The sequence below is a fragment of the Glutamicibacter sp. 0426 genome (assembly GCF_001906485.1).
Lineage (GTDB): Bacteria > Actinomycetota > Actinomycetes > Actinomycetales > Micrococcaceae > Glutamicibacter > Glutamicibacter nicotianae.
In genome coordinates, this window is the sequence record NZ_MPBI01000001.1 from 1,017,390 (window position 1) to 1,040,717 (window position 23,328).

At 61.1% G+C, this 23,328-nt stretch carries 24 protein-coding genes and 2 tRNA genes; 11 read left to right on the plus strand and 15 right to left on the minus strand.

All coding sequences use genetic code 11. The features are described 5' to 3' along the window. Position 1: 1 nt before the first annotated feature. Complete coding sequence (locus tag BKX98_RS04820; protein ID WP_073706304.1) at positions 2-502, plus strand: GNAT family N-acetyltransferase; 501 nt, start codon at positions 2-4, stop codon at positions 500-502. Here BKX98_RS04820 and BKX98_RS04825 read toward each other — a convergent pair whose 3' ends face one another. The 3 genes from BKX98_RS04825 to BKX98_RS04835 are packed head-to-tail and all read right to left on the minus strand — an operon-like array spanning position 503 to position 2,543. Then, the gene (locus BKX98_RS04825; RefSeq protein WP_066138133.1) at positions 503-1,036 is read right to left on the minus strand and encodes a hypothetical protein; all 534 of its coding nucleotides are present in this window, start codon (positions 1,034-1,036) and stop codon (positions 503-505) included. A 52-nt stretch (positions 1,037-1,088) separates the two neighbouring features. Beyond that, positions 1,089-2,099 carry an NADP-dependent oxidoreductase gene (locus tag BKX98_RS04830; protein ID WP_073706305.1) on the minus strand — a complete coding sequence of 337 codons (1,011 nt, stop codon included), beginning with the start codon at positions 2,097-2,099 and terminating at the stop codon, positions 1,089-1,091. Between the two features lie 51 nt (positions 2,100-2,150). After that, entirely contained in the window at positions 2,151-2,543 is a 393-nt protein-coding gene (locus BKX98_RS04835) for a DUF1304 domain-containing protein (protein ID WP_073706306.1), read from the minus strand. A 92-nt stretch (positions 2,544-2,635) separates the two neighbouring features. Between BKX98_RS04835 and BKX98_RS04840 the strand changes: the two genes are divergently transcribed. Continuing rightward, entirely contained in the window at positions 2,636-3,214 is a 579-nt protein-coding gene (locus BKX98_RS04840) for a TetR/AcrR family transcriptional regulator (RefSeq protein WP_073706468.1), read from the plus strand. 96 nt (positions 3,215-3,310) lie between these two features. Next, positions 3,311-3,829: a maleylpyruvate isomerase gene (locus BKX98_RS04845; RefSeq protein WP_073706307.1), complete on the plus strand. Its 519-nt coding sequence runs from the start codon at positions 3,311-3,313 to the stop codon at positions 3,827-3,829. Positions 3,830-3,982: 153 nt separating this feature from the next. Here BKX98_RS04845 and gndA read toward each other — a convergent pair whose 3' ends face one another. Then, positions 3,983-5,422 carry an NADP-dependent phosphogluconate dehydrogenase gene (gndA, locus tag BKX98_RS04850; protein WP_038990948.1) on the minus strand — a complete coding sequence of 480 codons (1,440 nt, stop codon included), beginning with the start codon at positions 5,420-5,422 and terminating at the stop codon, positions 3,983-3,985. Between the two features lie 209 nt (positions 5,423-5,631). On the opposite strand from gndA, the gene BKX98_RS04855 reads away from it, so the two are divergent. After that, on the plus strand, positions 5,632-6,366 hold the full coding sequence (locus tag BKX98_RS04855; protein ID WP_038990947.1) for a FadR/GntR family transcriptional regulator: 735 nt from the start codon (positions 5,632-5,634) through the stop codon (positions 6,364-6,366). 102 nt (positions 6,367-6,468) lie between these two features. Here BKX98_RS04855 and BKX98_RS04860 read toward each other — a convergent pair whose 3' ends face one another. The 3 genes from BKX98_RS04860 to BKX98_RS04870 form a co-directional block, all read right to left on the minus strand. Then, positions 6,469-7,071, minus strand: coding sequence for a hypothetical protein (locus tag BKX98_RS04860; RefSeq protein WP_143181022.1), 603 nt, complete (start codon positions 7,069-7,071; stop codon positions 6,469-6,471). 284 nt (positions 7,072-7,355) lie between these two features. Beyond that, entirely contained in the window at positions 7,356-8,771 is a 1,416-nt protein-coding gene (locus BKX98_RS04865; protein WP_073706309.1) for a GntP family permease, read from the minus strand. A 53-nt stretch (positions 8,772-8,824) separates the two neighbouring features. Further along, the gene (locus BKX98_RS04870) at positions 8,825-9,358 is read right to left on the minus strand and encodes a gluconokinase (RefSeq protein WP_073706310.1); all 534 of its coding nucleotides are present in this window, start codon (positions 9,356-9,358) and stop codon (positions 8,825-8,827) included. A gap of 320 nt (positions 9,359-9,678) precedes the next feature. Between BKX98_RS04870 and BKX98_RS04875 the strand changes: the two genes are divergently transcribed. Continuing rightward, entirely contained in the window at positions 9,679-9,939 is a 261-nt protein-coding gene (locus BKX98_RS04875) for a GlsB/YeaQ/YmgE family stress response membrane protein (protein ID WP_066138115.1), read from the plus strand. 92 nt (positions 9,940-10,031) lie between these two features. Here BKX98_RS04875 and BKX98_RS04880 read toward each other — a convergent pair whose 3' ends face one another. Then, entirely contained in the window at positions 10,032-10,964 is a 933-nt protein-coding gene (locus tag BKX98_RS04880; protein ID WP_073706311.1) for a zeta toxin family protein, read from the minus strand. Between the two features lie 111 nt (positions 10,965-11,075). Between BKX98_RS04880 and BKX98_RS04885 the strand changes: the two genes are divergently transcribed. Then, positions 11,076-11,765, plus strand: coding sequence for a hemolysin III family protein (locus BKX98_RS04885; protein ID WP_073706312.1), 690 nt, complete (start codon positions 11,076-11,078; stop codon positions 11,763-11,765). 88 nt (positions 11,766-11,853) lie between these two features. Here BKX98_RS04885 and BKX98_RS04890 read toward each other — a convergent pair whose 3' ends face one another. From BKX98_RS04890 to BKX98_RS04905, 4 genes are all read right to left on the minus strand, one after another. Continuing rightward, entirely contained in the window at positions 11,854-13,128 is a 1,275-nt protein-coding gene (locus BKX98_RS04890; protein ID WP_038991536.1) for an MFS transporter, read from the minus strand. Then, positions 13,125-14,294: an acetylornithine deacetylase gene (argE, locus tag BKX98_RS04895; RefSeq protein WP_073706313.1), complete on the minus strand. Its 1,170-nt coding sequence runs from the start codon at positions 14,292-14,294 to the stop codon at positions 13,125-13,127. Before argE ends, BKX98_RS04890 begins: the two co-directional genes overlap by 4 nt. A 407-nt stretch (positions 14,295-14,701) precedes the next feature. After that, a complete protein-coding gene (locus tag BKX98_RS04900) occupies positions 14,702-15,310 on the minus strand; it encodes a bifunctional 2-polyprenyl-6-hydroxyphenol methylase/3-demethylubiquinol 3-O-methyltransferase UbiG (protein WP_073706314.1) in 609 nt (202 codons plus the stop codon). A 110-nt stretch (positions 15,311-15,420) separates the two neighbouring features. Continuing rightward, a tRNA-Val gene (locus BKX98_RS04905) sits at positions 15,421-15,496 on the minus strand. A 191-nt stretch (positions 15,497-15,687) separates the two neighbouring features. Here BKX98_RS04905 and BKX98_RS04910 point away from each other — a divergent pair. Then, the gene (locus BKX98_RS04910) at positions 15,688-16,137 is read left to right on the plus strand and encodes a hypothetical protein (protein WP_073706315.1); all 450 of its coding nucleotides are present in this window, start codon (positions 15,688-15,690) and stop codon (positions 16,135-16,137) included. A 50-nt stretch (positions 16,138-16,187) separates the two neighbouring features. Here the strand turns inward: BKX98_RS04910 and BKX98_RS04915 are convergent. The 3 genes from BKX98_RS04915 to BKX98_RS04925 all read right to left on the minus strand — a co-directional run bounded on the left by BKX98_RS04915 (position 16,188) and on the right by BKX98_RS04925 (position 17,247). Next, positions 16,188-16,263 (minus strand) — tRNA-Val (locus BKX98_RS04915). A gap of 115 nt (positions 16,264-16,378) precedes the next feature. After that, positions 16,379-16,831 (minus strand): redoxin domain-containing protein, encoded by a 453-nt coding sequence (locus BKX98_RS04920; protein WP_073706316.1) that lies wholly within the window; start codon positions 16,829-16,831, stop codon positions 16,379-16,381. Next, the gene (locus BKX98_RS04925; protein WP_038991524.1) at positions 16,831-17,247 is read right to left on the minus strand and encodes a DUF3052 domain-containing protein; all 417 of its coding nucleotides are present in this window, start codon (positions 17,245-17,247) and stop codon (positions 16,831-16,833) included. The genes BKX98_RS04920 and BKX98_RS04925 overlap by 1 nt, the downstream gene beginning before the upstream one ends. A 362-nt stretch (positions 17,248-17,609) precedes the next feature. Between BKX98_RS04925 and aceE the strand changes: the two genes are divergently transcribed. The 4 genes from aceE (at position 17,610) to BKX98_RS04945 (ending at position 23,285) form a co-directional block, all read left to right on the plus strand. Then, positions 17,610-20,354: a pyruvate dehydrogenase (acetyl-transferring), homodimeric type gene (aceE, locus tag BKX98_RS04930; protein ID WP_073706317.1), complete on the plus strand. Its 2,745-nt coding sequence runs from the start codon at positions 17,610-17,612 to the stop codon at positions 20,352-20,354. Between the two features lie 154 nt (positions 20,355-20,508). Continuing rightward, complete coding sequence (locus tag BKX98_RS04935) at positions 20,509-21,720, plus strand: CdaR family transcriptional regulator (protein WP_038991520.1); 1,212 nt, start codon at positions 20,509-20,511, stop codon at positions 21,718-21,720. Positions 21,721-21,896: 176 nt separating this feature from the next. Further along, a complete protein-coding gene (locus BKX98_RS04940; RefSeq protein WP_073706318.1) occupies positions 21,897-22,820 on the plus strand; it encodes an ACP S-malonyltransferase in 924 nt (307 codons plus the stop codon). Between the two features lie 219 nt (positions 22,821-23,039). Next, positions 23,040-23,285, plus strand: coding sequence for an acyl carrier protein (locus BKX98_RS04945; protein WP_038991515.1), 246 nt, complete (start codon positions 23,040-23,042; stop codon positions 23,283-23,285). Positions 23,286-23,328 lie beyond the last annotated feature (43 nt).

The following is a 23,328-nucleotide window of genomic DNA, read 5'->3' on the forward strand; positions in this document are numbered from 1 at the left end:
CGTGGTGCAGAAACTCAGGAAACCTCTGCCGGCCGACGCGCAGGAGCTGGCCCGGCTGCATGTCGAGTGCTGGAAGGAAACCTACACGCATCTGCTGCCCGAAGGGTTCTTCGGCTCCGCGCACGATGAGCAGCGCCTGGCCATGTGGACCAGGGTGCTGGATGATCCGAAACCGCTGTTCCGGATCTGCGTGGCGGAGAGCGAGGACGGGAAGCTTGTCGGCTTCGCACTTTCGGCTCCGCCCACGGGAAATACCGAAGGCCTGCGCGAAGACGTGGCTCGGCAGCTGTACAACCTGTATGTGCTGCAGGCCTTCCATTCGGATGGCACCGGGCAGGCGCTGCTGGATGCAGTGCTGGGCGACGAGCCGGCCGTGCTCTGGGTGGCTACCCAGAATCCGCGGGCCATCAGGTTCTATGAACGCAACGGCTTCGCCTTCGACGGCACCACCAAGGATGACCCCTCCGCCCCGGAAATCACCGACGCGAGAATGTTGCGGTAGCTAGCCGTCGGCAAGAATCCTCAGGATGTCCGGGTCCGTTGGGGTGCCCAGTTTCGCATCGATCTTCGAGACCAACTGCGCTTGGCGACGCAGCGAGTCGAATTCGGCATGCGAATCGGCGTCCTTCCGAATTCCTGTGGAGTCTCGCGCACGGAATTTATCCAGTGCCAGCTGCTTTACCGCATCACGGATCAGGGCCAAGTCCTCGGGCTGCACCGTCCAGCTATCCTTGTGCTCGCGCATCCAGGATCTGCGCTGCGCGTCGTCCAGGCCTTCGGGCGGCTGGCCTGCGCCCTGCAGATGCTCGAGCATCGACGTGCCGACGTTCTGCTCGGCGATGTCCTGGGACAAGCACCGGTCAATGGCGTATTGGACGCGAAGCCACCATTGACCGGCGGTATCCACTTTCGAGCGCAGCCGCAGCGTTCGCATGGCCAGGACTACGCCTGCGCCCGCGATGAGTACAGTTAGCAGCGGGACGAGCGCGAGCACGATTCCCAGCCCAGTGCCCCAGCCGCCACCATATCCGTTCATGCTCCGATCCTAGATTGGGCCTCGGACCGGAGCAATCGCCAGGTGGCCGAGGCTAGATGCGCACGAGCATCTTGCCGGTGTTCGCTCCGCGCATCATGCCCAGGAAGGCGTCCACGGTATTCTCGATGCCGTCAACAATTGTCTCGTCGTAGGCGATCTTGCCTTCGGAGAACCACTGGCCCATGCGCTCGCCGAATTCCGGGGCGAGATCAAGGTAGCTGGAGAGGGTGAATCCCTGCAGTTTCAGTCCGCGGGTGATCAGGTTGGACATGTTCTGCGGTCCCGGTGCCGGCTCGGTGGTGTTGTAGCTGGCGATGGCGCCGCACAGGGCTGCGCGTCCGCCATCGTTGAAAGCTGCCAGGGCGGCTTCGAGGTGATCCCCGCCCACGTTGTCGAAGAAGACATCGATGCCCTCGGGAGCCACGGCGGCTAGCTGCTCGCGCACGTCGCCATCCTTGTAGTTGAAGGCTGCATCGTAGCCGTACTTGCTGGTCAGCAGTTCAACCTTCTCGGCGCTGCCGGCCGAACCGATGACGCGCTTGGCTCCCATGAGCTTGGCGATCTGCCCGGCAGCAGTGCCCACTGCACCTGCGGCGCCGGAGACGAAGACGGTCTCCCCCTCGGCAAGATTCGCGATGGCGCTAAGCCCCACATAGGCGGTCAGACCCGTCATGCCCAGGATGTGCAGGCGCAGCGATGACGATACCCCGGGCAGATCAGGCGCCGGCTTGAAGTTGGACGAACCGGCTTGCACGGTGTCCGACCAGCCCAGCTGGTGCTGGACCAGGGTGCCTGCCGGGAAGGCCGCGTCAGCGGTCTCGATGACCCGGCCGATCGCTCCGCCGAGGATCTGCTCGCCGATCTGGAATGGAGGGATGTAGGAGCGGGTGTCGTTCATGCGTCCGCGCATGTACGGGTCCACGGAAATGAACTCGTTGCGCACCCGGATTTCCCCGGTTTCCAGCTCCGGCAGTTCAACGGTCTGCACGGTGAAGTTCTCCTGGGTCGGCCAACCGGAAGGGCGGGAAGCGAGCAGGATCTGCGTGCTGGTTGCTTTGGTCATGGTTACCAGTTCTTTCAAGTCTCGGTAGCGTGTGGAATTCTCGGTGTCTTGCTAGTTGCCCAGCATCAGGCCAAGGATCAGCAGCACGATGGCCAGCAATGGCAAAATCCCTTGCTTGATGGCGAGCTTCGCTTTGCCGGGGCTGCCCAGTGCCAGGATCAGCGCGGCGGCCAGCATCGAGCCGGTTCCGGCGAAGACCAAGGTAGCGCCCACGGCCAGATGGCCCAGGCCCGAGGCGATCACGCCTGCAATTGAGGCTACGGCCAGGAAGAGGTTGTAGAACCCCTGGTTGAAGGCCATCTCCCGCGTCGCTTCGGCTTCGGCCTCGCTAGTCTTGAACACCGAACGGGTCTTCGCGGTGGTCCACGTCAGGGACTCCATCGAGAAGATGTAGATGTGCAGCAGGGCAGCTGCGGTTGCGAGGATCTGCGCGGCGATGATCATGATGCGTCCTTGGTGTGCGGGGAACAACTATTCTGTAACGACCATTTCAATATATACTGGAATGGTCGTTACGAAAAGAGGAGATGGGTGTGATGGCGCGAACATCCGCATTCGATAAGGAAAAAGTCATCCAGAGTGCCCGATCGGTCTTCTGGTCACGGGGCTTCGAGGCCACGTCCATTCCCGAGCTTGAAAATGCTACCGGCCTGAGCCGCTCCAGCATCTACAACTCGTTCGGCTCCAAGCGCGGCCTCTTCGACGCAGCGGTGGACAGCTACCTCAATGAGATCGTGCGCCCGCGATTGCGTCCACTGCTCCAGGATGCCGTACCGGCCCACGCGCTGGAAGACTACCTGCGCGGACTTGCCGCCGCCTTCGCGAAACCCGAATCCCTGCCGGCAGCCCACGGCTGCCTGCTGATCAACACCGCCAGCGCACCGATTGCCGCCGAAAACGACGTCGCTGCCATCATTTCCGCCTACCGCGAAGAACTCGATGGCGCCGTGGGCCGCGGATTGAAGGCAGTTCGCCCTGAGCTCTCCTCCGAACGCCATGCCCTGCTCAGCGATACCATTACCGGGCTCGTGGTGGCGGCCTTCGCCCTGGTGCGCATCTCCCCCGGCGAAGCAGTCCGCTTGCTGCAGTGCGCGGAGAACCTGCTGGAGGGCTAGCATCACATCTTCCTAGACGGTGCCGCTGCGCGAAGACGGGTTTACCATGGAATCCCGGCAACGGGCTCGGGACTTCCTTGCGCGGAGCGATGACCGATGGACCAGGTTCGAGAACAAATTGCCGCCAGCTACCGGCGTGATGCCGCTGCCTTGGCTGGCTTCTTGTCTGGCGCCGATCGCAGCTCGTTGGCCAAGCACAGCGAAGGCACCCGCTGGAGCAACGAGCAGCAGCTCTTCCATATGGTCTTCGGCTATATGGTGGTCCGCGCGCTCATCCCGCTGGTGCACCTGCTGATCAAATGCCCGCCGTGGATCCGTTCGGCCTTCTGCGCGGTGCTCAATTCCGGCACGCGGCTGTTCCACCCGGTGAATTACCTCGGATCCTGCGCGGCGGCTACGGTCTACAACCATCGCCGCATGCGCACACGGCTGGAGCGGACCCAAGCAGCGATCCTGGCCAAGCTGGCAACAGAAGACATCGCGGACCTGCAGCGCTGCGTCGACTTCCCGCGCCGGTGGGATCCGTTTTTCCATGAGCGCATGAGCTTGGCCGACGTCTACGCCTACCCCAGCTTGCACTTCGCTTTCCATGCCAGACAGCTGTCGCTGCCCTGAAGCCGAACCGGTACGCGACGGACAAGTACCCGCACTAGGTCGCGATCAGCGCCTGTGCGGAATACATTCCGGTGATCCATGATCATTCGAGCGCAAAAATGGCCTGCCCGAACTCCAGCGAGTTCGAGCAGGCCATTGAAGGGCATCCCGGTATTAGTGGGTATCCTCGGCTGCGATTTCGGTACGGTCACCGCTCCACTGCGTGTGGAAGGTGCCTTCCTTATCGGTGCGGCGGTAGGTATGCGCGCCGAAGTAGTCGCGCAGGCCCTGGGTCAGGGCTGCTGGCAGGCGGTCGCGGCGCAAGCCATCGTAGTAGGCCAGCGACGAGGAGAACACCGGCGCAGGGATGCCCAGCTGGACAGCAACGGAAACCACGCGGCGCCATGCTGGAACTGCCTTGTTGATGGCTTCGGCGAATGCCGGAGCGAACAGCAGGTTCGAAGGCTTCTCGCCGGCCGAGTAGGCAGCGGTGATGTCCTTGAGCAGCGCCGCACGGATAATGCAGCCCTCGCGCCACAGGCCGGCGATCTCATCGAGCTTCAGCTCCCAGTTGTATTCGCCGGCAGCCGAGGTGAGCATGTCGATGCCCTGGGCGTAGGAAACCAGCTTCGAGGCGAACAGCGCCTGGCGCACATCCTCGACGAAGTTCTCCGGCAGTGCGACCTCGGCGGTTTCGCCGGTCAGCACCTGCTGGCCCACAGCGCGGATATCGCGCTGCGAGGACAGCGAGCGGGCGAAGACCGATTCGGCAATGGCCGAAACTGGCGAGCCCATGTCCAGGCCGGACTGCACGGTCCAGCGGCCGGTGCCCTTCTGCCCTGCGGAGTCCTGGATGACATCGACCAGCGGCTTGCCGGTGGAAGCATCGACGTGGCCCAATACTTCGGCTGTGATCTCGATCAGGAAGCTGGACAGCTCGCCCTGGTTCCACTCGTTGAAGATCTCTGCCTGCTTGGCCGGCTCGATGCCTGCGGCGTTGCGCATCAGGTCGTAGGCTTCGCCGATGACCTGCATGTCGGCGTACTCGATGCCGTTGTGGACCATCTTCACGAAGTGGCCGGCACCGTCGGTGGAGATCCAGGCGCAGCACGGTGCGCCGTCGTCGGCCTTCGCGGAGATCTTCTCCAGCATTGGACCCAGCGACTTGTATGATTCGGCGGAACCGCCTGGCATGATCGATGGGCCCAGCAGCGCGCCCTCCTCGCCGCCGGAAACGCCGATGCCCACGAAGTGCAGACCTTTCTCGGCCAGGGAGGCTTCGCGGCGGCGGGTGTCGGTATAGTGCGAGTTGCCGGCGTCGATGACCACGTCGCCCTCTTCAAGCAGCGGCACCAGCTGGTCGATGACCGAGTCCACCGGAGAGCCGGCCTTGACCATGATCAGCACGCGGCGCGGGGTTTCGAGGTTTGCGACCAGTTCTTCCAGGCTTTCGGTGCGAATGAAATCGCCTTCATCGCCATGCGCTTCGAGCAGCGCGTCGGTCTTGCCGACCGAGCGGTTGTGCAGGGCGACGGTGTATCCGTTGCGAGCGAAGTTGCGGGCCAGGTTTGCGCCCATGACGGCCAGACCTGTGACACCAATCTGTGCAGGCATAAAAATAAGTCTCCATCGATTACGGGGAGTTGAACCGCCAAGCAGAGACCGGATGAGTCACGATCCCTGTTCACGGCCACGTGACCATTCCATCCTACAAGGGCGAGGGCCGTGATTTACAGCGGATCGCAAAAGTTAAAGCATATATATTTCGGCGGTCGACTCGCCTTAGTCTGATTTGACGCAGGCCATTGGCTAAACTGAACCCCATGGCAACAAGTCTGCACGCTCATGTGGTTGAGCACCTCGGCTCCCGCATTATCAGCGGGCAAATTCCGCGCGGCTCCATTATCCTCGCCGCCGACCTGGAACAGAAGCTGCAGGTCTCGCGCTCGGTGATCCGTGAAGCCATCCGGGTCCTGGCTCAATGCGGCCTAGTCAACAGCACCAAGCGGGTAGGTATTCGAGTGCTCGGCGCCGAGAGCTGGAACCCCTACGACGATCATGTCATCCGCTGGCGGCTGGCCAGCGACCAGAAGGGCGCGCAGCTGCGCTCGCTGACCGAACTGCGCATTTCCGTCGAGCCGATGGCCGCGGAACTGGCGGCCGAGTTCGCCCCCGAAGCGATGCGCAAGGAGCTGATGATGCTCTCCGCGCAGATGAACCATTACGGACGCCAAGGCGATTTGCGGCGATTCCTGGAGCTGGATATCCGATTCCATGCGGTGGTGCTGGCCGCCTCGGGCAACGAGATGTTCGCGAACCTCTCCACCCCGATCGGCGCGATCCTGCGTGGCCGCACCGAACTGGGCCTGATGCCCGAGCGCCCCCACGAAGAAGCACTGCTCTGGCACCAGTCAGTCGCCGATGCGATCTCCAATTCGGATGCCGCCAGCGCGCGGAAGAACATGGAAAGCATCATGCGCCGGACGCACAACGAAATCTGCAGCCTCTGGGACGGAGCACCGCGCTTGTTCGTGGATCCGGCCAAGAGCTCCCAGTAGCCGGGCTCCCCCGCATCGCACGAAGAATCCGCCGGGGCAGCGATCTGCATCGCTGCCCCGGCGGAGTCTTGTCACTTCAGCCGCAGCGGTTTTGGCTCTCTCTTACTGACGCACGAAGGTTCCGCAAGAGCTCAGCTCTAGAACCTGCCCCTTTTTCACAACGACAGACGGGCGACCCCCAAGCGGGTTTCCAGCCGCAATGAAGTTTTCCCCATTGCTACCTTCTTTAGTGATTCCCCAAAAGCAGTTCGTTTCCACTTCTTCCCGCGCACGATATGCACCTGGCTCGATGTCCGTTCCGACAGTGTAGACACCATCGTCAATTGACTTTGCCTTCTGCTCTTCTTCAACGAGGCCGACCGCAGTCTCCCGCTCCAGCACGGCAGCAGACTCAGCTTCAACACTCTTCTCACGTTTATCCAGGTCAGACGAACGGTTGTCCAACTCTCCAGACCGCGCGTCAAGCTCTTCGCCACGAGTTTTCACGTTGGCTTCCCGCTCGTCAATATTGCCTTTCACATCAACGAGTTGAGCTTCAGTCGCTTGAAGCGATTCCGACAGTTCGATGTACTGCTTGGAACTGGTTGGATCTGCAACTGCAAGGCCCAGTCCTGTTCCACCAGCAAGCCCCACGACCAGTGCTACTGCCACACCGATTACCAATGGCTTCTTGCTGTTGCTGGCAGCATTGTTACCTGACGCCATAATTCCCCCCATAGTCAGATTTCGCAGATCTAATGCTATTGACGCTTCCCGACACGCACGGTCCACGACGAGATTTGATGACGACGACTTCTAACCTGCACCTGTAGCTATATGTCTTCATTCCGGAATGAAGCCTCGAGCTGAGCACCAGTATTTCATTGAAGCGTCAAATTAATATTATTCTACGAGTACGACTTCACCGGTAATCTGCACGTCATCTTCGACGCATAAAAACGACCCTTGGCCTGGAAGTCAGCCCAGACCAAGGGTCGAATCGGTCAATACTAGGCCAGCGCGGTCGCCAGGCCGTAGAGCACCATGACGCAGGCGAAGCCGACCACCGAAACCAGCGCCTGGCCAACAGTCCACACCTTCAAGGTCGTGGGCACATCGAGATCCAGGAAGCGCGAGATCAGCCAGAAGCCCGAATCGTTGACGTGACCGGCGAAGACCGAGCCCGCGGCCAGGGCCAGCACCATGGCAGCGATCTGGAAGGCGCTCAGCGAGGAATCGGCCAGCACCGCAGGCTGGACGATGGCGGCCGCCGTAGTCAGCGCCACCGTGGCCGAACCCTGGGCCAGGCGGACGATGGCAGCAATCAGGAAGCCGGCGACGATCAGCGGCATGCCCACCGATTCAAGCGAGCTGGCGATGGCGTTGCCGATGCCGCTGGCCCGCAGCACGCCGCCGAACATGCCGCCTGCACCGGTGATCAGGATAATCGAGCAGACCGGGCCCAGCGCCGAGTCCACCACGGTCTCGGTCAGCGTCTTGTCCTTGCCCTTGCGGAAACCGAGCAGGAAGATACCCAGCAGCACGGTGTTGAGCAGGGCCACCGGGGTCTCGCCGAGCAAGCGCAACCAGCGCACCCATGCGGTTTCCGGATCCACGATGCCGGCGGTGCCGAGCATGTTCAGCCCGGTGTTCATGAAGATCAGCAGCAACGGAAGCAGCAACAGGCTGAACACCGTGCCCACCGACGGCGAGGACTTGAATTCGTCCTTCGATACCCCATTGCCCAGGGCCGCATCCAGGATATTCGGGACCGGGATGTCGAACTTCTTGCCGACAAGCTTTCCGAACAGATGCCCGGCAACGAACCAGGTCGGGATCGCGACGACCAGGCCGAGCACCAGCACGAGCCCGACGTTGGCTTCCAGAAGGCCGGCCGCGGCCACTGGCCCAGGGTGGGGCGGCACGAATACGTGCATCACCGAGAATGCGGTGGCCGAGGGGATTGCGTAGAGCAGCAGCGAACCGCCCAGGCGGCGGGCCACAGTGAAGATGATCGGCAGCATGACTACCAGTCCGGCATCAAAGAAGATCGGGAAGCCGAAGAGCAGCGAGGCCACCGACAAGGCCAGTGGCGCGCGCTTCTCGCCGAACTTGGAGATCAGCCAGCTGGTCATCACATCGGCACCGCCGCTGGTTTCCAGCATGCGTCCGAGCATGGCACCCAGGCCGACCAGCAGTGCCACGCTGGCCAAAGTCGATCCGAAGCCGCCGGTCAGTGTCGTGATGATCGATTCAGCGGGGATGCCCGACGCTACGGCGGTCAGCAAGCTGGTGAGAACCAGTGCCAGGAACGCATGGACGCGGAAGCGGATGATCAGCACCAGCAGCAGTGCTACCGCGGCGACCGCCAGTAGCAGCAGGCCGGGCGTGCCCAGCGTCCAGTTCAGTTCAAGTTCGTTTGTCATTGTCTTCCTTGATCAATGGGAGGCCTTTGCCTTGGGGGGTTTGCGGATTGACGTCAGCGCGCCGCACGAGGAGCGTTCGGCGAAGTGAGCTTTGCGGCCAATTGGCTGACGATCTCCTCTGGGCTATCGGCAATGTCGGCACTGAGCACCGGTTCGTCCGGGTCCGGTACTTCGAGTGTGGCCAGCTGGCTGTCGAGCAGGCTGGCCGGCATGTACTCGTGCGAACGCGCAGTCATCCGATCCCGAATCAAGTTCGGGCCACCGGCCAGGTGGATGAAAACCGTCGCCGGTGCCAGGCGCCTAATGAGATCCCGGTAGCTTCGCTTGAGTGCGGAGCAGGCGATCACCAGCGGCGCCTGGCGCTGATAGCTTTGCGCCAGCTTCGTTCCAATCAGTTCCAGCCATGGCTCGCGATCTGCGTCATCCAGCGCCTGGCCAGCAGCCATTTTTTCCTTGTTGGCCTTGGGATGCAAGCTGTCGCCATCGATGAATTCATGCTCCAGCCGGTCGGCGAGCAGTTGGCCGATGGTGGTTTTGCCGCTGCCCGAAACACCCATCACCACAATGGGCGGGACTTGCTGATTCATGCATTCACTCCGTTGCGTGCAAACTAATATATGACTTATGGATTCTCGTGTTCCATAAAATATGATTTAACTAGACTAAGAGTGAGCTGGGCTACTGTCAACAAATGTCGCGGAGAATTTGCTTGGTCCACGCAAACGCACTGGTCAGCCAGTATATTTGCAGGAAATCATGCCAATCCTTCAATCGATGCTTGAACCAAGTCTATGAAAACCCTGAATTTCGATGCGATTTTCGTAGATCACCTGCTCAAACCCATGTATTGTCTCGTTTTAAGTGGATCGAACCCGACCACTACACAGTCTGACCATTGGAGCGAATCATGGGATTCATTGGATGGATCGTATTGGGCTTGATTGCCGGAGCGATCGCAAAGGCCATTCTGCCCGGCAAGCAAGGTGGCGGCTGGATCGCTACCCTCATTCTCGGCGTCGTAGGCGCTCTGCTAGGCGGATGGATCGGAAGCGCAGTCTTCGGCGAGGGCGTGGATGAGTTCTTCTCCATCTCAAGCTGGCTTCTTGCCATTGGTGGCGCCCTCATCGTGCTAGTCATTTGGGGCTTCATCACCAAGCGACGGGCTTAACGCACTTTCTGCGGGGCATATGTCCTACCGATATAGATTTCCCGCCGGGTAACAGTTCTCGCTATTACCCGGCGGGATTTCTTTTGTCTTCGCTATTTCACCCGCACTAACAGAGCCCCAACGGATTCTCTGCGCAATTCGAGACGCAGGATACACCCATCCGAATCCATTGCCGCTTCAGGTGCCGTATGGAACACCTTATAGCTGAGTACCGATGGGCAGTTCCGCGCGAATATCTGGGCAACGACGGCTGGCCGGGATCGATGGCCCGGAGCGTCGAAAACCATCTCGGTGAATTCTTCGGGGACCCAGCGCGCACCAAGGTAGTCGTCGCCGTCCAGGGAAGTTTCCTGTTGCTTCTGCCAACGTTCAACAATCCGTTCTTCTGAGACATCCTGCGGCGCGTAAGCCTCTACGACTTGAATTTCGTATCCGGCTTCCTGCAGTTGGGCAGCCAGCTTCTGCGCTGATTCTTCAGATGCGAGGACCTTGTCAATGACGGCGTTCAGTCCTCGCGCTAGGCATGCAGCACGTAGTTTTTCACTAAGCATGGATGATTCCTCATGCACCAGGCTCGCCATGTCCATAGGGAAGAACTGCTCACCGAGTTCTTCTCGCTTCCTCACTTCAGGAGGCTTGAAAAAGCTATCGTAGGTGCCATCTTCTAGCGCTTCCCGCATCAACTTCTTCTTGAACTTGTCCGCATCGATTACTGCATAGTCGTTTTCATGCCCTCCGAGCAGGTCTCGCAACAGACTGCTCTTGCCGGCTCCCGGAGCCCCTGCAAGTACGATGGCTTGACGCTCGGCTTTGGCGTTGCCCGATACTCGCAGTTCTTCGTCGACCAGCCGCCGATGCAACAGATCACGCTCCCCGATGGCCTTCCACGTGTCCGGAGCCACTTCTTCGAACCAGTCAGTATTGCGCACGGAGATGAACGGTGAATCGTTAGCCAGCACTTCGCCGGGCTCATTGAGCTGAGCGATCGTCTTCAGGTGCTCGCTGATTTCTAACTTATCTGCCATATTCGAATCCTAATCGGGAATAAGCGCGACGCCCGTCCAGCGCGCGGGCAGCCAAGTACCGTATAGTTCGATGACGGGCCCAGCGTCCCGCGCACAATACAAAGGAGACTCATGGCTACCGCACCACTCCCCGCTCCAAGCACAGTCCGGGCAGCCCGCACTTTCGCGCACATCGGCACCGAACGCACGCGCTGGCGCGGACTCATCCACGCCTGGTCCACCCCAGGAATCATCATCATGAACCTGGTGCTGATCGTGCTGGCCGACGGGCGCTTGGCCGAATGGACCACCGCCGTCTTCGCCCTCTGCTCGATCCTGCTCTTTGGCACCTCTGCGCTATATCACCGCGGGAACTGGACGGACAAGGTTATGGGCCTCTTCCGCCGAGCCGACCATGCGAACATTTTCCTGCTCATCGCCGGCACCTATACCCCGGTCGCAGCGCTGACCTTGCCGGGCCGGCAGGCGATCATCGTCCTGTCGATCATCTGGGCCGGAGCATTGGCCGGGATCGCCATCAAGTCCTTCTGGCCAGCTGCACCGCGCTGGATAGGGGTCAGCCTCTACATCCTGCTCGGTTGGGGCGCCTTGATGCAGCTGCCAGCATTCTGGGCAGCGAACCTCGCGGTAATGATCCTGATTCTTGCAGGAGGCGTGGCATATACGGTTGGTGCGGTGTTCTACGCCACCAAGCGGCCTAATCCCCTGCCCAAGGTCTTCGGTTTCCATGAGCTCTTCCACGCCTGCACCGTCATGGCCTTCCTCTGCCATTGGACGGCAGTGCTTCTCGTGGCCCTGTAGCCGTACCGGCCAGTTGTTAAAAGCGATCGCCGCAAGCCTCGCCACAAAGCTTGCGGCATTCGCTTTTATGCATCCGCTACTGTGCTGGCTACCGCTGGCCGTAGCGCTTGCGCACGACAACCAGTCCGAGCAGCGAGATCACGGCAATCGCCATGTAGTACAGGCTGGGCGCATCCAGCGACCCGGTCACGTCAAGCAGCCAGGTCAGCACCAGCGGGGCGATGCCGCCCAAGAGGGTTACGCCCACGTTGTACGCCACCGACAGGCCCGAACCGCGGATCGCAGCCGGGAAGAGGTTTGAGAGCAACGCCGGCAGCGGGCCGAAGTAGAAGGACATGATCACACCAAGCACCGCAATCACGATCACCATCACGATGACGCTCGGCTTCGAAGTCATCAGCTTGAACAACGGGTAGGCCAGCACGAACGCTGCCACTGCCGCATAGGTCATCACCCTTGCCGGGCCGATCCGGTCGGCCAGATGGCCCACCAGCGGAACACCGCACAGCGTGATGATGCCCGCCGAGATTCCACCCAGGAAGGCTGCATCGGCGGGGATCTTCAGGTTCGTGACGGCGAAGGTCGGCATGTACAGGATCATGTACACCGAAATCGTGGCCACGCCAATGGTTGCCACCGCGGCGAGCACGCGTCCGTAGTGCTGGGCAAACAGCGTGCCCAGCGGCGATTTCTCCTTGGCCGTGGAAATGAACTCCTCGGTTTCCTCCAGCTTTGCGCGAATGTACAGGCCGACCGGCCCGATCAGCAGGCCAACGAAGAACGGCACGCGCCAGCCCCAGCTCTCCAGGGCTTCCTGGCTCAAGCCCGTGGTCAGGAAATAGCCGAAGGCCGAGGCCAGCAGCATGGACGCACCCTGGCTGGCGACTTGCCACGAAGAGTAGAACGCTTTCTTATGCGGTGCCGTTTCAATCAGGAACGCCGTGGCCGTGCCGAACTCGCCACCGGCGGAGAATCCTTGGATCAATCGCGAGAGCAGGATGATCAAGGCACCCGCCACGCCCGCCACTTCATAGGGCGGCGCCACGGCCATGATCAGCGTTCCGAGCATCATCAACCCCAGCGTCAGGGTCAGTGCGCTCTTGCGCCCCTTGCGGTCGGCATAGCTGCCCAGCACCATGCCGCCCAAGGGCCTGATCACGTAGGAAATCGCGAAGGTGGCGAAGGTGAGAATCAGCGCGAACGTGCCATCGGATTCCGGATAGAACACCTTGGCGATCGTGGTTGCAAAGGTGGCATAGACAATGATGTCAAACCATTCAAGGGCCGCGCCGATGGAACTGGAGATGACGGCCTTGCGGGCCTTGGCGATCTGTTCTGGCGTAGCCACTGCTCCGGTGCTCATGAGCTGGCCTTTGCAATCAGCGAATCAATGAAGTTCTCGCAGGCTACGATCTGCTCCAGCTCGATGTACTCGTCCGGAGCGTGTGCCTGGGCGATATCGCCGGGACCGCACACCACGGTGGGAATGCCTGCCGCCGCGAACAGCCCGGCTTCGGTGCCATAGGTGACCTTTTCATCGGTGGCAATGGCTCCGCAGGAGGCGGCGAAGGACACGATTTCTTCATCGGGTGCGGTATCCAGGCCCGGAGCTCCTGCCTGCTGGGCGAACTTCACTGAGCAGGCGGGGTTCTGCTCGCGCATTTCGACCTCCAGCTTGGCCGCTTCGTCGCGGAAGCGTCCGGTGAGCGCCTCGCGGTCCACTACCGCCAGCGAGCGGTATTCGAAGTGGACCACTGCCTGCGAAGGAATGGTGTTCACGGCGATGCCGCCGTCGAACTTGTTCACGTTCATGGTAGTGGTCGGTTCGATGAAGGATTGATCGCGCGGACCATCGCTGCGCAGCTCGGCTGATACTTCTTCGACGAAATTCGCGAAGCGCAGCGCGTAGGAAATGGCGTTGACGCCTTCGGATGGCAGCGAGGAGTGGGCGGCGACACCGTTGAACTCGGCACGGAAAACGTTCATCGACTTGTGCCCGCGGATGGCCCTCATGCTCGATGGCTCCCCCACGAAGCATCCGCGCGGTGCCAGGTTCTGGTCAACGATCTTCTGCACCAGCGACACCGCGCCGACGCAGCCGACTTCTTCGTCGTAGGACAACGCCAGGTGGATTGGCTCGGCAAGCTTGGCACTGGTGAGCTGGTCCAGCTTGGCGAGGATCACCCCGAGGTAGCCCTTCATGTCGCAGGTGCCGCGGCCATAGAGCTTGCCGTCGCGCACCTGTGCATCGAACGGATCACTGCTCCAGTCCTGGCCGTCCACCGGCACCACGTCGGTGTGCCCGGAGAGCACGATGCCGCCGGTGCGCGTCCCATCGGCCGCGGGGATGGTGGCCAGCAGGTTGGCTTTGGTGCCTTCGTCGTTGTGGATCAGCTGGGAGCTGATGCCGTAGGCGTCCAGCTTCTTCACCACATTCTCGATCAGTGGGAGGTTGCTGTCGCGGCTCGTGGTGTCCACGGCGATGAGCTCGTGGATTTCCTTCATGCTTGCTTCGCTGGGCGCGGTCATCTCAGCTCCTGGTTCTAGGCAATAACGCTATGGACTCATAGTTCCACAGTGGCCCTGCTCCGCCTAGAAAAATTTCGCAGAATGGCTTTCTGGCTAGTTGCGAATAATGCCGGCTCCACGCAGATAGGACATGACCGCAGCGATGAATGAGCGAAGCTTGCCGCGGCAGCCTCCGAAGACGGCCCGCCCAGCACAGGTCAGCGCAATTCAGGTGACCGGACTCAGCCTCTCCAGGGCCTTGTCCATTTTCACATATTCAGTAACAGGCCTATTTTGTTCTCTGCGCAGAATGATGCCCGGATATTCCGGAGAACGGCTGAGCCCACTGGCCAAGGCTTCGGCACGGGCCCGTGAACGTCATATGGGCGCATAGCGCTCTATCCTGCAGGACTGTTACCTGCTTACCGCTATTTGCGTCCGAGCACGGCCACTAGGAAATCGTCGGCCGGCAAATGGAAGTTCCAAGTCGAATAGCTTTGCTGAATTACCAACCCCGCCTCTATGGCATCGGATCCGAAGTCATCGAACTCATACCCGCGCCCGGAACCGAAGCCGATGATCATGCGCCCGTCCAACGCCAAGTGCTCACGCAGCTGCTGCAATGCTGGAAGGCGTTCGGACTCGGAAAGGAAAGTGACAACATTGCCTGCGGAGACAATCAGATCGAATTCCTGCTTCTGCCCCGCTTCAACATCGACGGTGAAGTCAGCCAGGTTCCCGACCTGCCATTGGGCCTTGGGGTAGTCCATTCGCGCAACATCGATGAGGTGCGGGTCGAGGTCGACGCCCACGACATGGTGTCCTTGCTCGGAAAGCCAGCCGCCGATGCGCCCGGTTCCGCATCCGGCATCCAGGATCCTGCTGCCGCGGGCAACCATTGCGTCAACGGCGCGTGCTTCTCCGAAAATATCCTGGCCTTCGGCGGCAAGCGTGCGCCAGCGCTGGGCGAAGTTCTGCGAGTGGTCCGGGTTCTTGCGCACGGTGGCGAGCCAAAGGTTTTCTTCTGGTGCAGTCATGAATCCAGTTTCGCACCTTCAGCGGACTTCGGCGATTCGACGGCCACGTCCAGAAAACGAGAAGAGACCGTTTCAATCACTGTGAAAAGTGATTGAAACGGTCTTCGTTGTGGTGGGCCCTACCGGGATCGAACCGATGACATTCACGGTGTAAACGTGACGCTCTACCAGCTGAGCTAAAGGCCCTCCTGCAATGGGTGAACTCGGAAATTGCTTTCTTTCATCCCTCCGCTGCAACAAGTAATAATCTACTGCATCCCGAACTGACTTGGCAACTTGATATGGACGTTTTGCCGAAAGAGTGCCGAGCGTCACCCGCGAGGCAACCTCTAGAACCATTTTTCCATTCTGTCGCAAGCACGGGAGAGGATGACTGCATGAACAAGAAATTCGCAATCGCCACCCTTGCCCCAGGTCTGCTCATTTCCGGCTGCGCTTCGAAGCCCAGCGGAACCAATGCGGCACCTCAGTCCCCGTCCGCCGAATATGTGGTACCAGAACCTGCCGACCTGACCGGGACCTGGACGCAAAGCAACTCCATGGACGATGACTCATACCAGGAAGCGGTGATCGACAACGACATCATCACCATCAACTGGGTGATGAATAATGGTGATACCAAATCGCTGTACTGGGTTGGCAGCTTCGAGGCACCCGTGAATGCAACCGAACCCTACACCTGGACCTCCAAGCGCGATAAGAAGGCCACTGAAAACGCCATGATGGCCTCGGGCAGCGACACCAAGGAGTTCACCTTCACCGAGAATGAAATATCCTACGAAGCCAGCATCTTGGGCACCACGAGCATCGTCCGACTGGCAAAATAATCTGCCGACGACAAAAATCCTCGATCCGGAAAGGATCGAGGATTCTTATTTGGTGGGCCCTACCGGGATCGAACCGATGACATTCACGGTGTAAACGTGACGCTCTACCAGCTGAGCTAAAGGCCCTTACCATGTTCGCTTTTGCAAGCCAACGAGGAATAACTCTACACAGGTATCTGCACACAGGCAAATCGAGGAGCCTGTTTTTCCAGTGAACCAGAACACAGTTACCATCGGCAGGCTAAGAGCTGCGCTCCACCGCCGCCTTATAGTCTTCGACACTTCTTGGCTGGGTCATCTCGCTGCGGAAAATATCGCGCACCTCACCGTCGACCAGGTACAGCGACAGCCTCGTTGCGACCCCGCGTTCGCGATCGAAGGCGTCGGCCTGTTGGGCCACTGCCCCGTGTGGCCAGAAGTCGGCCAGCAGCTCGAATTGAAGGTCGAGGGACTGCGCGTAATTGCGCAGGGCGTACTTATGGTCCACTGAAATGGCAACGATGCGCACCTGATGCCGCTCGAAGAATTCGTAGTGCTCTTGGAGTGTCGCCAGTTCCGACCCGCATACCCGTGAAAACGCCCATGGATAAAAGACAACCAGCACCCGGCCTTTGGACAGCCCGGTACTGGTTATCGTTTCGCCGTACTGATTTTCCAGCGAGAAGTCGAACAGGCGTAAACCTGCTTGGATCATTAGTTCTTCTTACGCGGGGCGAGGCGGATTGCGGACCAATCCTCCGAGACACCTTCACTAGTAGTTACGTGCAGTCCTGCAGATGGGGCCTCCTGCTGGATCAGGGATGGCGATACATGTCCCTCGCGGCCCTGCTTCGGGGTGAGCAGCCAAACGACACCCTTCTCATCCAAGCAGTTCAGCGCGTCCATCAATGCGTCAACAAGATCTCCATCGCCGTCACGCCACCAGTAGATGACTGCGTCGACAACGTCATGGTCCTCTTCGGTGAGCAGCTCTGAACCAATCAGGTCCTCAATCGAATCGCGCAGATCGTAGTCCACGTCATCGTCATAACCCAGTTCCTGAATAAGGTCTTCATTAGCGAAGCCCAATTTTTTGGCGGGCTCCAAGTTTGCCGATACGGCGTCGCTCACTTCATTCCTCCTGCTGGTGCAAAGCGTTACTACCAACGAAACACGGTTTTGCTGTTCCATTCAAGCGCTGCAGCGATAACACGCCGAACAAATATAACCCAGATTCCAGTGACCCACACCATAACGACATGAGCATAAAGAAGATAGCCACCATACACAGTTGCGTAAGTCACTTTAAATGTCTGCTTTAAAGCGGTTTTTGCTCGAAATCTCGACTCCAAAGATGATCTTTTGACACTAGAGTTGCATATGAACCGGCAGTGCACATCATTCCAGTGTTACTGCACCCGTTGTCCCAATACCGGTGCACCGCAGCGCAAAACTGCACAGCGTCGGAGCCGCAATTCAATCAAGGAGCTTCAGTGGCTGTAGAGGAACACATCTCCCAGATCCGTAGCGGGTTGACTTACCAGCTGTCCGATCGGGATCCTGAGGAAACTCAGGAATGGATGGACTCGTTTGACTCCCTCGTAGAAACCCAGGGCACCGAGCGTGCCCAGTTCATTATCCGTTCGCTGCTGCAGCGCGCAGGTGCCAAGTCCGTGGGCGTGCCGCACGTGACCACCACCGACTACGTGAACACCATTCCTGTAGACCAGGAACCAGAATTCCCAGGCGATGAGGCCATCGAGCGCCGCTACCGCGCCTTCATGCGCTGGAATGCCGCCATCATGGTGCACCGCGCGCAGAACCCTAATATCGGCGTTGGCGGACACATCTCCACCTACGCTGGTGCAGCGACCCTGTATGAAGTAGGTTTCAACCACTTCTTCCGCGGCAAGGACCACCCAGGCGGCGGCGACCAGGTCTTCTTCCAGGGCCACGCTTCGCCGGGCATGTACGCCCGCGCCTTCCTCGAAGGCCGCCTGTCCGAGGAGGACATGGACGGGTTCCGCCAGGAGAAGTCGAAGGAAGGCCACGCGCTTCCTTCCTACCCGCACCCGCGCTCCCTGCCTGACTTCTGGGAATTCCCGACCGTGTCGATGGGCATCGGCCCGGCCAACGCCATCTACCAGGCGCAGCTGAACCGCTACCTGCACAACCGCGGCATCAAGGACACCTCGGACCAGCAGGTCTGGGCCTTCCTGGGTGATGGCGAAATGGACGAGCCGGAGTCGCGCGGCTTCCTGCAGCTGGCCGCCAACGAGAAGCTGGACAACCTGAACTTCGTCATCAACTGCAACCTGCAGCGACTCGATGGCCCGGTTCGCGGCAACGGCAAGATCATGCAGGAACTGGAAGCCTTCTTCCGCGGTGCCGGCTGGAATGTCATCAAGGTCACTTGGGGCCGCGAGTGGGATGCCCTGCTCGAAGCAGACAAGACCAACGCCCTGGTTGACATCATGAACCAGACCCCGGATGGCGACTACCAGACCTACAAGGCCGAGTCCGGCGCGTTCGTCCGCGAGCACTTCTTCGGCCAGCGTCCGGAAACCAAGGAATTGGTTGCCGACATGACCGACGACGAGATCTGGAACCTGAAGCGCGGCGGCCACGACTACCACAAGGTCTACGCCGCCTACAAGGCTGCCGTGGAGTTCAAGGGCAAGCCGACCGTCATCCTGGCGAAGACCGTCAAGGGCTACGGCCTGGGTTCGCACTTCGAGGCTCGCAACGCGACCCACCAGATGAAGAAGCTGACCATGGAAGACTTGAAGAAGTTCCGTGATCACCTGCGCATCCCGATCACCGACGAGCAGCTCGAAGCCGACCTGTACACTCCTCCGTACTACCGCCCAGCCGAGGATTCGGCCGAGTACAAGTACATGATGGAGCGCCGTGCGGCCCTGGGCGGTTCGGTGCCTACCCGCCGCCAGGAAACCTCGAAGAAGCTGGCCCTGCCAGGCGAAAAGACCTACGCGATCGCCAAGCGCGGCTCGGGCAAGCAGCAGGCGGCCACCACCATGGCCTTCGTTCGCCTGCTCAAGGACCTGATGCGCGACAAGGAATTCGGCCACCGCATCGTGCCGATCGTTCCGGATGAGTCCCGCACCTTCGGCATGGACTCGTTCTTCCCGACCGCGAAGATCTACAACCCAGGTGGCCAGAACTACCTGTCCGTGGACCGCGACCTGGTGCTGGCCTACAAGGAATCCCCTCAGGGCCAGCTGATCCACCCGGGCATCAACGAGGCCGGCGCCGTCGCCGCGTTCACCGCTGCCGGCACCAGCTACTCGACCCACGACGAGCCGCTGATCCCGATCTACGTGTTCTACTCGATGTTCGGCTTCCAGCGCACCGGCGACCAGTTCTGGGCCGCCGGGGACCAGATGACCCGTGGCTTCATCATCGGCGCCACCGCCGGCCGCACCACCCTGACCGGTGAGGGCCTGCAGCACGCCGACGGCCACTCGCCGATCCTGGCGTCGACCAACCCGTCGGTGATCACCTACGATCCGGCCTACGGCTACGAAATCGGCCACATCATGCGATCCGGCCTGGAGCGCATGTACGGCGGAACCCACGCCGATCCGAACGTGATGTACTACCTGACTGTGTACAACGAGCCGATCAGCCAGCCAGCTGAGCCGGAGAACGTCGACGTCGAAGGCATCATCAAGGGCATCCACCTGCTCAAGGAAGCTACCACCGACGGCCCGCGCGCACAGCTTCTGGCTTCGGGCGTGGCCGTGCCATGGGCACTGGAAGCGCAGTCCATCCTGGCCGAGGAGTGGGGTGTCTCCGCCGATGTCTGGTCGGTCACCTCGTGGAACGAACTGGCCCGCGACGGCCAGCGCGCCGACGCCGAGATGCTCGTGGATCCGTCGAAGCCGCGCCGCACCCCGTACGTGACCTCGAAGCTGGAGTCCACCCCGGGCCCGGTCATCGCGACCACCGACTACATGCGCGCCGTTCCTGAGCAGCTGCGCCCATACGTGCCAGGCGAGTTCCACACCCTGGGCGCTGACGGCTTCGGCTTCTCGGACACCCGTGCGGCAGCCCGCCGCTTCTTCAAGATCGATGCGCACTCGCTGGTCGTGCAGACCTTGCAGTCGCTGGTTGAGCGAGGCGAAATCCCTGCGGACACCGCAGTGAAGGCGCACGCAAAGTACGATCTGAACAACCCGAACGCCGGCAAGTCCGGCAACGCTGGCGGCGACGCCTAGCATCCGGGTTCCCGGCGCTGGACTAGCATCTGGCACCGGCCCGGCCGGCCGCCCGGCAACGAGGATTCTTCGTTGCCGGGCGGCCGGTTCATTTAACCCCGGCTTCACTTGCAGTGCCGGGCACGGGAGCGGAAAAGAAACTAAGCTGGAAACCATGAGTCCTGACATGGATGCCGCCGCAGCTCCGAAGAACCGTCCCAGCCGATCCCAGGCACCCAGCAGTGAAACGCTCAAGCGACTCAAGAGCCATATCGGCGTGCTGTCCACCGCAGCACTGAAATACCTGGACCAGCAGCTGCCCTGGTACCGCTCGCTGGCGCCCAACGAGCGCGCCGCCCTGGGACTCATCGCCCAGAAGGGCATCTCCACGTTCGTGACCTGGTACGAAGACCCTTCCTCCACCCCTTCCTGGGTGGTCACCGATGTCTTTGGCGCCGCCCCCACGGAGCTGACCAGGTCCATCTCCCTGCAGAAGGCCCTGGGCCTGCTGCGCACCATTGTGGAAGTGGTCGAATCCCAGGTGCCGGACATCGCCGCCGAACACGAGCAGGCAGCCCTCCGCGAAGCCGTGCTGCGCTATTCTCGCGAGGTCGCCTTTGCCGCCGCCGATGTCTACGCCCGCGCCGCGGAAACCCGCGGGGCCTGGGACTCGCGCCTGGAGGCGCATGTGGTCGACGCGGTGCTGCACGGCGAAGCCCACGACTCGCTCTCCTCGCGCATTGCCGCCATCGGCTGGAAGTCGCAGAAGAACATCCGCATCCTGGTCGGAACCACCCCTTCGTCCAACCCGGCAACCTTCGTCTCGGCGCTGCGCCGCATGGCCATCCGCTACTCGCGCGACTCCCTGGTGGGCGTGCTTGGCGACCGCTCGGTGCTGATGCTCTCGGACACCAAATTCGAGGAAGCCGACCTGAGCCGGCTGACCCGGTTCTTCGGTCCCGGCCCGCTGGTCTACTCCCCTCTGGCCCCGACGGTCAAGGAAATGCACCACGCCGCGGCCGCGGCCGTGGCCGGATTCAGTGCCGCCAGGGCTTGGCCGCAGGCACCGAATCCAGTCAGTGCCGATGACTTGTGGCCAGAACGCGCCTGCAACGGCGACGAGCTGGCCCGCACGGCACTGGTGGAGCAGGTCTATCTGCCGCTGCAGCAGGCATCCAACGGCCTGGCCGAAACGCTCTCCAGCTACTTGGCCCTCGGCCACTCGCTGGAAGGCACCGCCCGCGAGCTGTTCGTCCATGCGAACACGGTGCGCTACCGGCTCAAGCGGGTCAGCGAAGTCACCGGCTGGGATCCGCTGGTTCCCCGCGATGCCTTCGTGCTGCAAACCGCATTGCTTTTCGGCCGGCTCCACGAATCGAACTTGTAGGCTTCACCCAAAGAACGCCGGGCAGCCATGACGGATATTTCCGTGTTGATCGCGCATTACCGCGGAATTCAGCTTCTGGATACGCTAGGCTTTTGTGGAGATCCTACAAACAGTCACCTCGAGCTTGGTACTCAAAAGAAGCGCCAAAAGCTCCCAACATTTGGAAAGCTGTAAGAGTGTTAGCAATCGTTTGCCCCGGACAGGGCTCCCAGACCCCAGGTTTCCTTACCGAATGGCTCGACGTCCATGGCGTTGCCGAGCATCTGCAGGCGCTCAGCTCGATCACCGAGCGCGACCTCACCGCCCACGGCACCACCTCCGATGAAGAGACCATCAAGGACACTGCCGTCGCCCAGCCGCTGATCGTCGCCGCTGGCCTGGTCACCGCGCGTGCGCTCTTCGGCGAATCGCTTCCTGCCGGTGCCATCGTTGCCGGTCACTCCGTTGGCGAAATCACCGCTTCGGCATTGGCCGGCGCGCTCGACGAGGCTGACGCCATGAATTTCGTGAAGGTGCGCGCCAACGCCATGGCCGAGGCCGCAGCCGCCACCCCGACCGGCATGGCCGCCGTGCTCGGCGGAGATCCCGAGGAAGTCCTGGCCAAGCTCGACGAGCTGGGACTGACCCCTGCCAATGCCAACGGCGGCGGCCAGACCGTGGCCGCAGGCACCCTGGAGCAGCTCGCTGCCCTGGGCGAGAACCCGCCAGCCAAGGCGCGCGTGATCCCGCTGAAGGTTGCCGGCGCATTCCACACCGCGCACATGCAGCCAGCAGTCGGCACCCTGCAGGAACTGGCCGATACCATCACCCCGAAGAACCCTTCGGCATCGCTGCTCTCGAACTTCGATGGCCAGGCCGTAGCCGATGGCCAGGCAAATCTCGATTCGCTGGTCGCCCAGGTCTCCCGCCCGGTCCGCTGGGACCTGTGCATGCAGTCCCTGGCCGAGGCTGGCGTGACCGGCGTGCTGGAACTGGCACCGGCCGGAACCCTGGTGGGCTTGGCCCGCCGCGGCCTGAAGGGCGTGAAGACCCTGGCAGTGAAGAGCCCCGCGGATCTGGAAGCAGCCAAGGCGTTTATCGCCGAGCACACCGCCAACTAGGCTGGTGCGCCATTCGAAGATTGTGCTCGCCGGGAACGTCATGTTGCCTGCCCCGAGCCCGTCTCTGGCCTAAGCTTTAAACCGACGAAACCTGCCACGCATCGCTGATGCACCAGCAAAGTTTCATTAAGCCGGCTGGAACCGGCTCCTGGAAACAGGATCCGGACCCAGCCACAAAAATGACCGGAGTCCTCCGGCTAAGAAGAAAAGGAGCCATCCATGGCTAGCAACGAAGAAATCCTGGCGGGCCTCGCCGAAATCGTCAACTCCGAGACCGGTCTGGACGAAGCAGACGTGCAGCTGGACAAGTCCTTCACCGAGGATCTGGACATCGACTCGATCTCGATGATGACCATCGTCGTTGAGGCCGAGGAAAAGTTCGAGGTCAAGATCCCTGACGAAGAGGTCAAGAACCTGAAGACCGTCGGCGACGCCGTCAACTTCATCGCTGCGGCACAGGCCTAAGCTTCCTGGCGTTCATCGCCACACCGTTGCGCGGGCAAGCCGC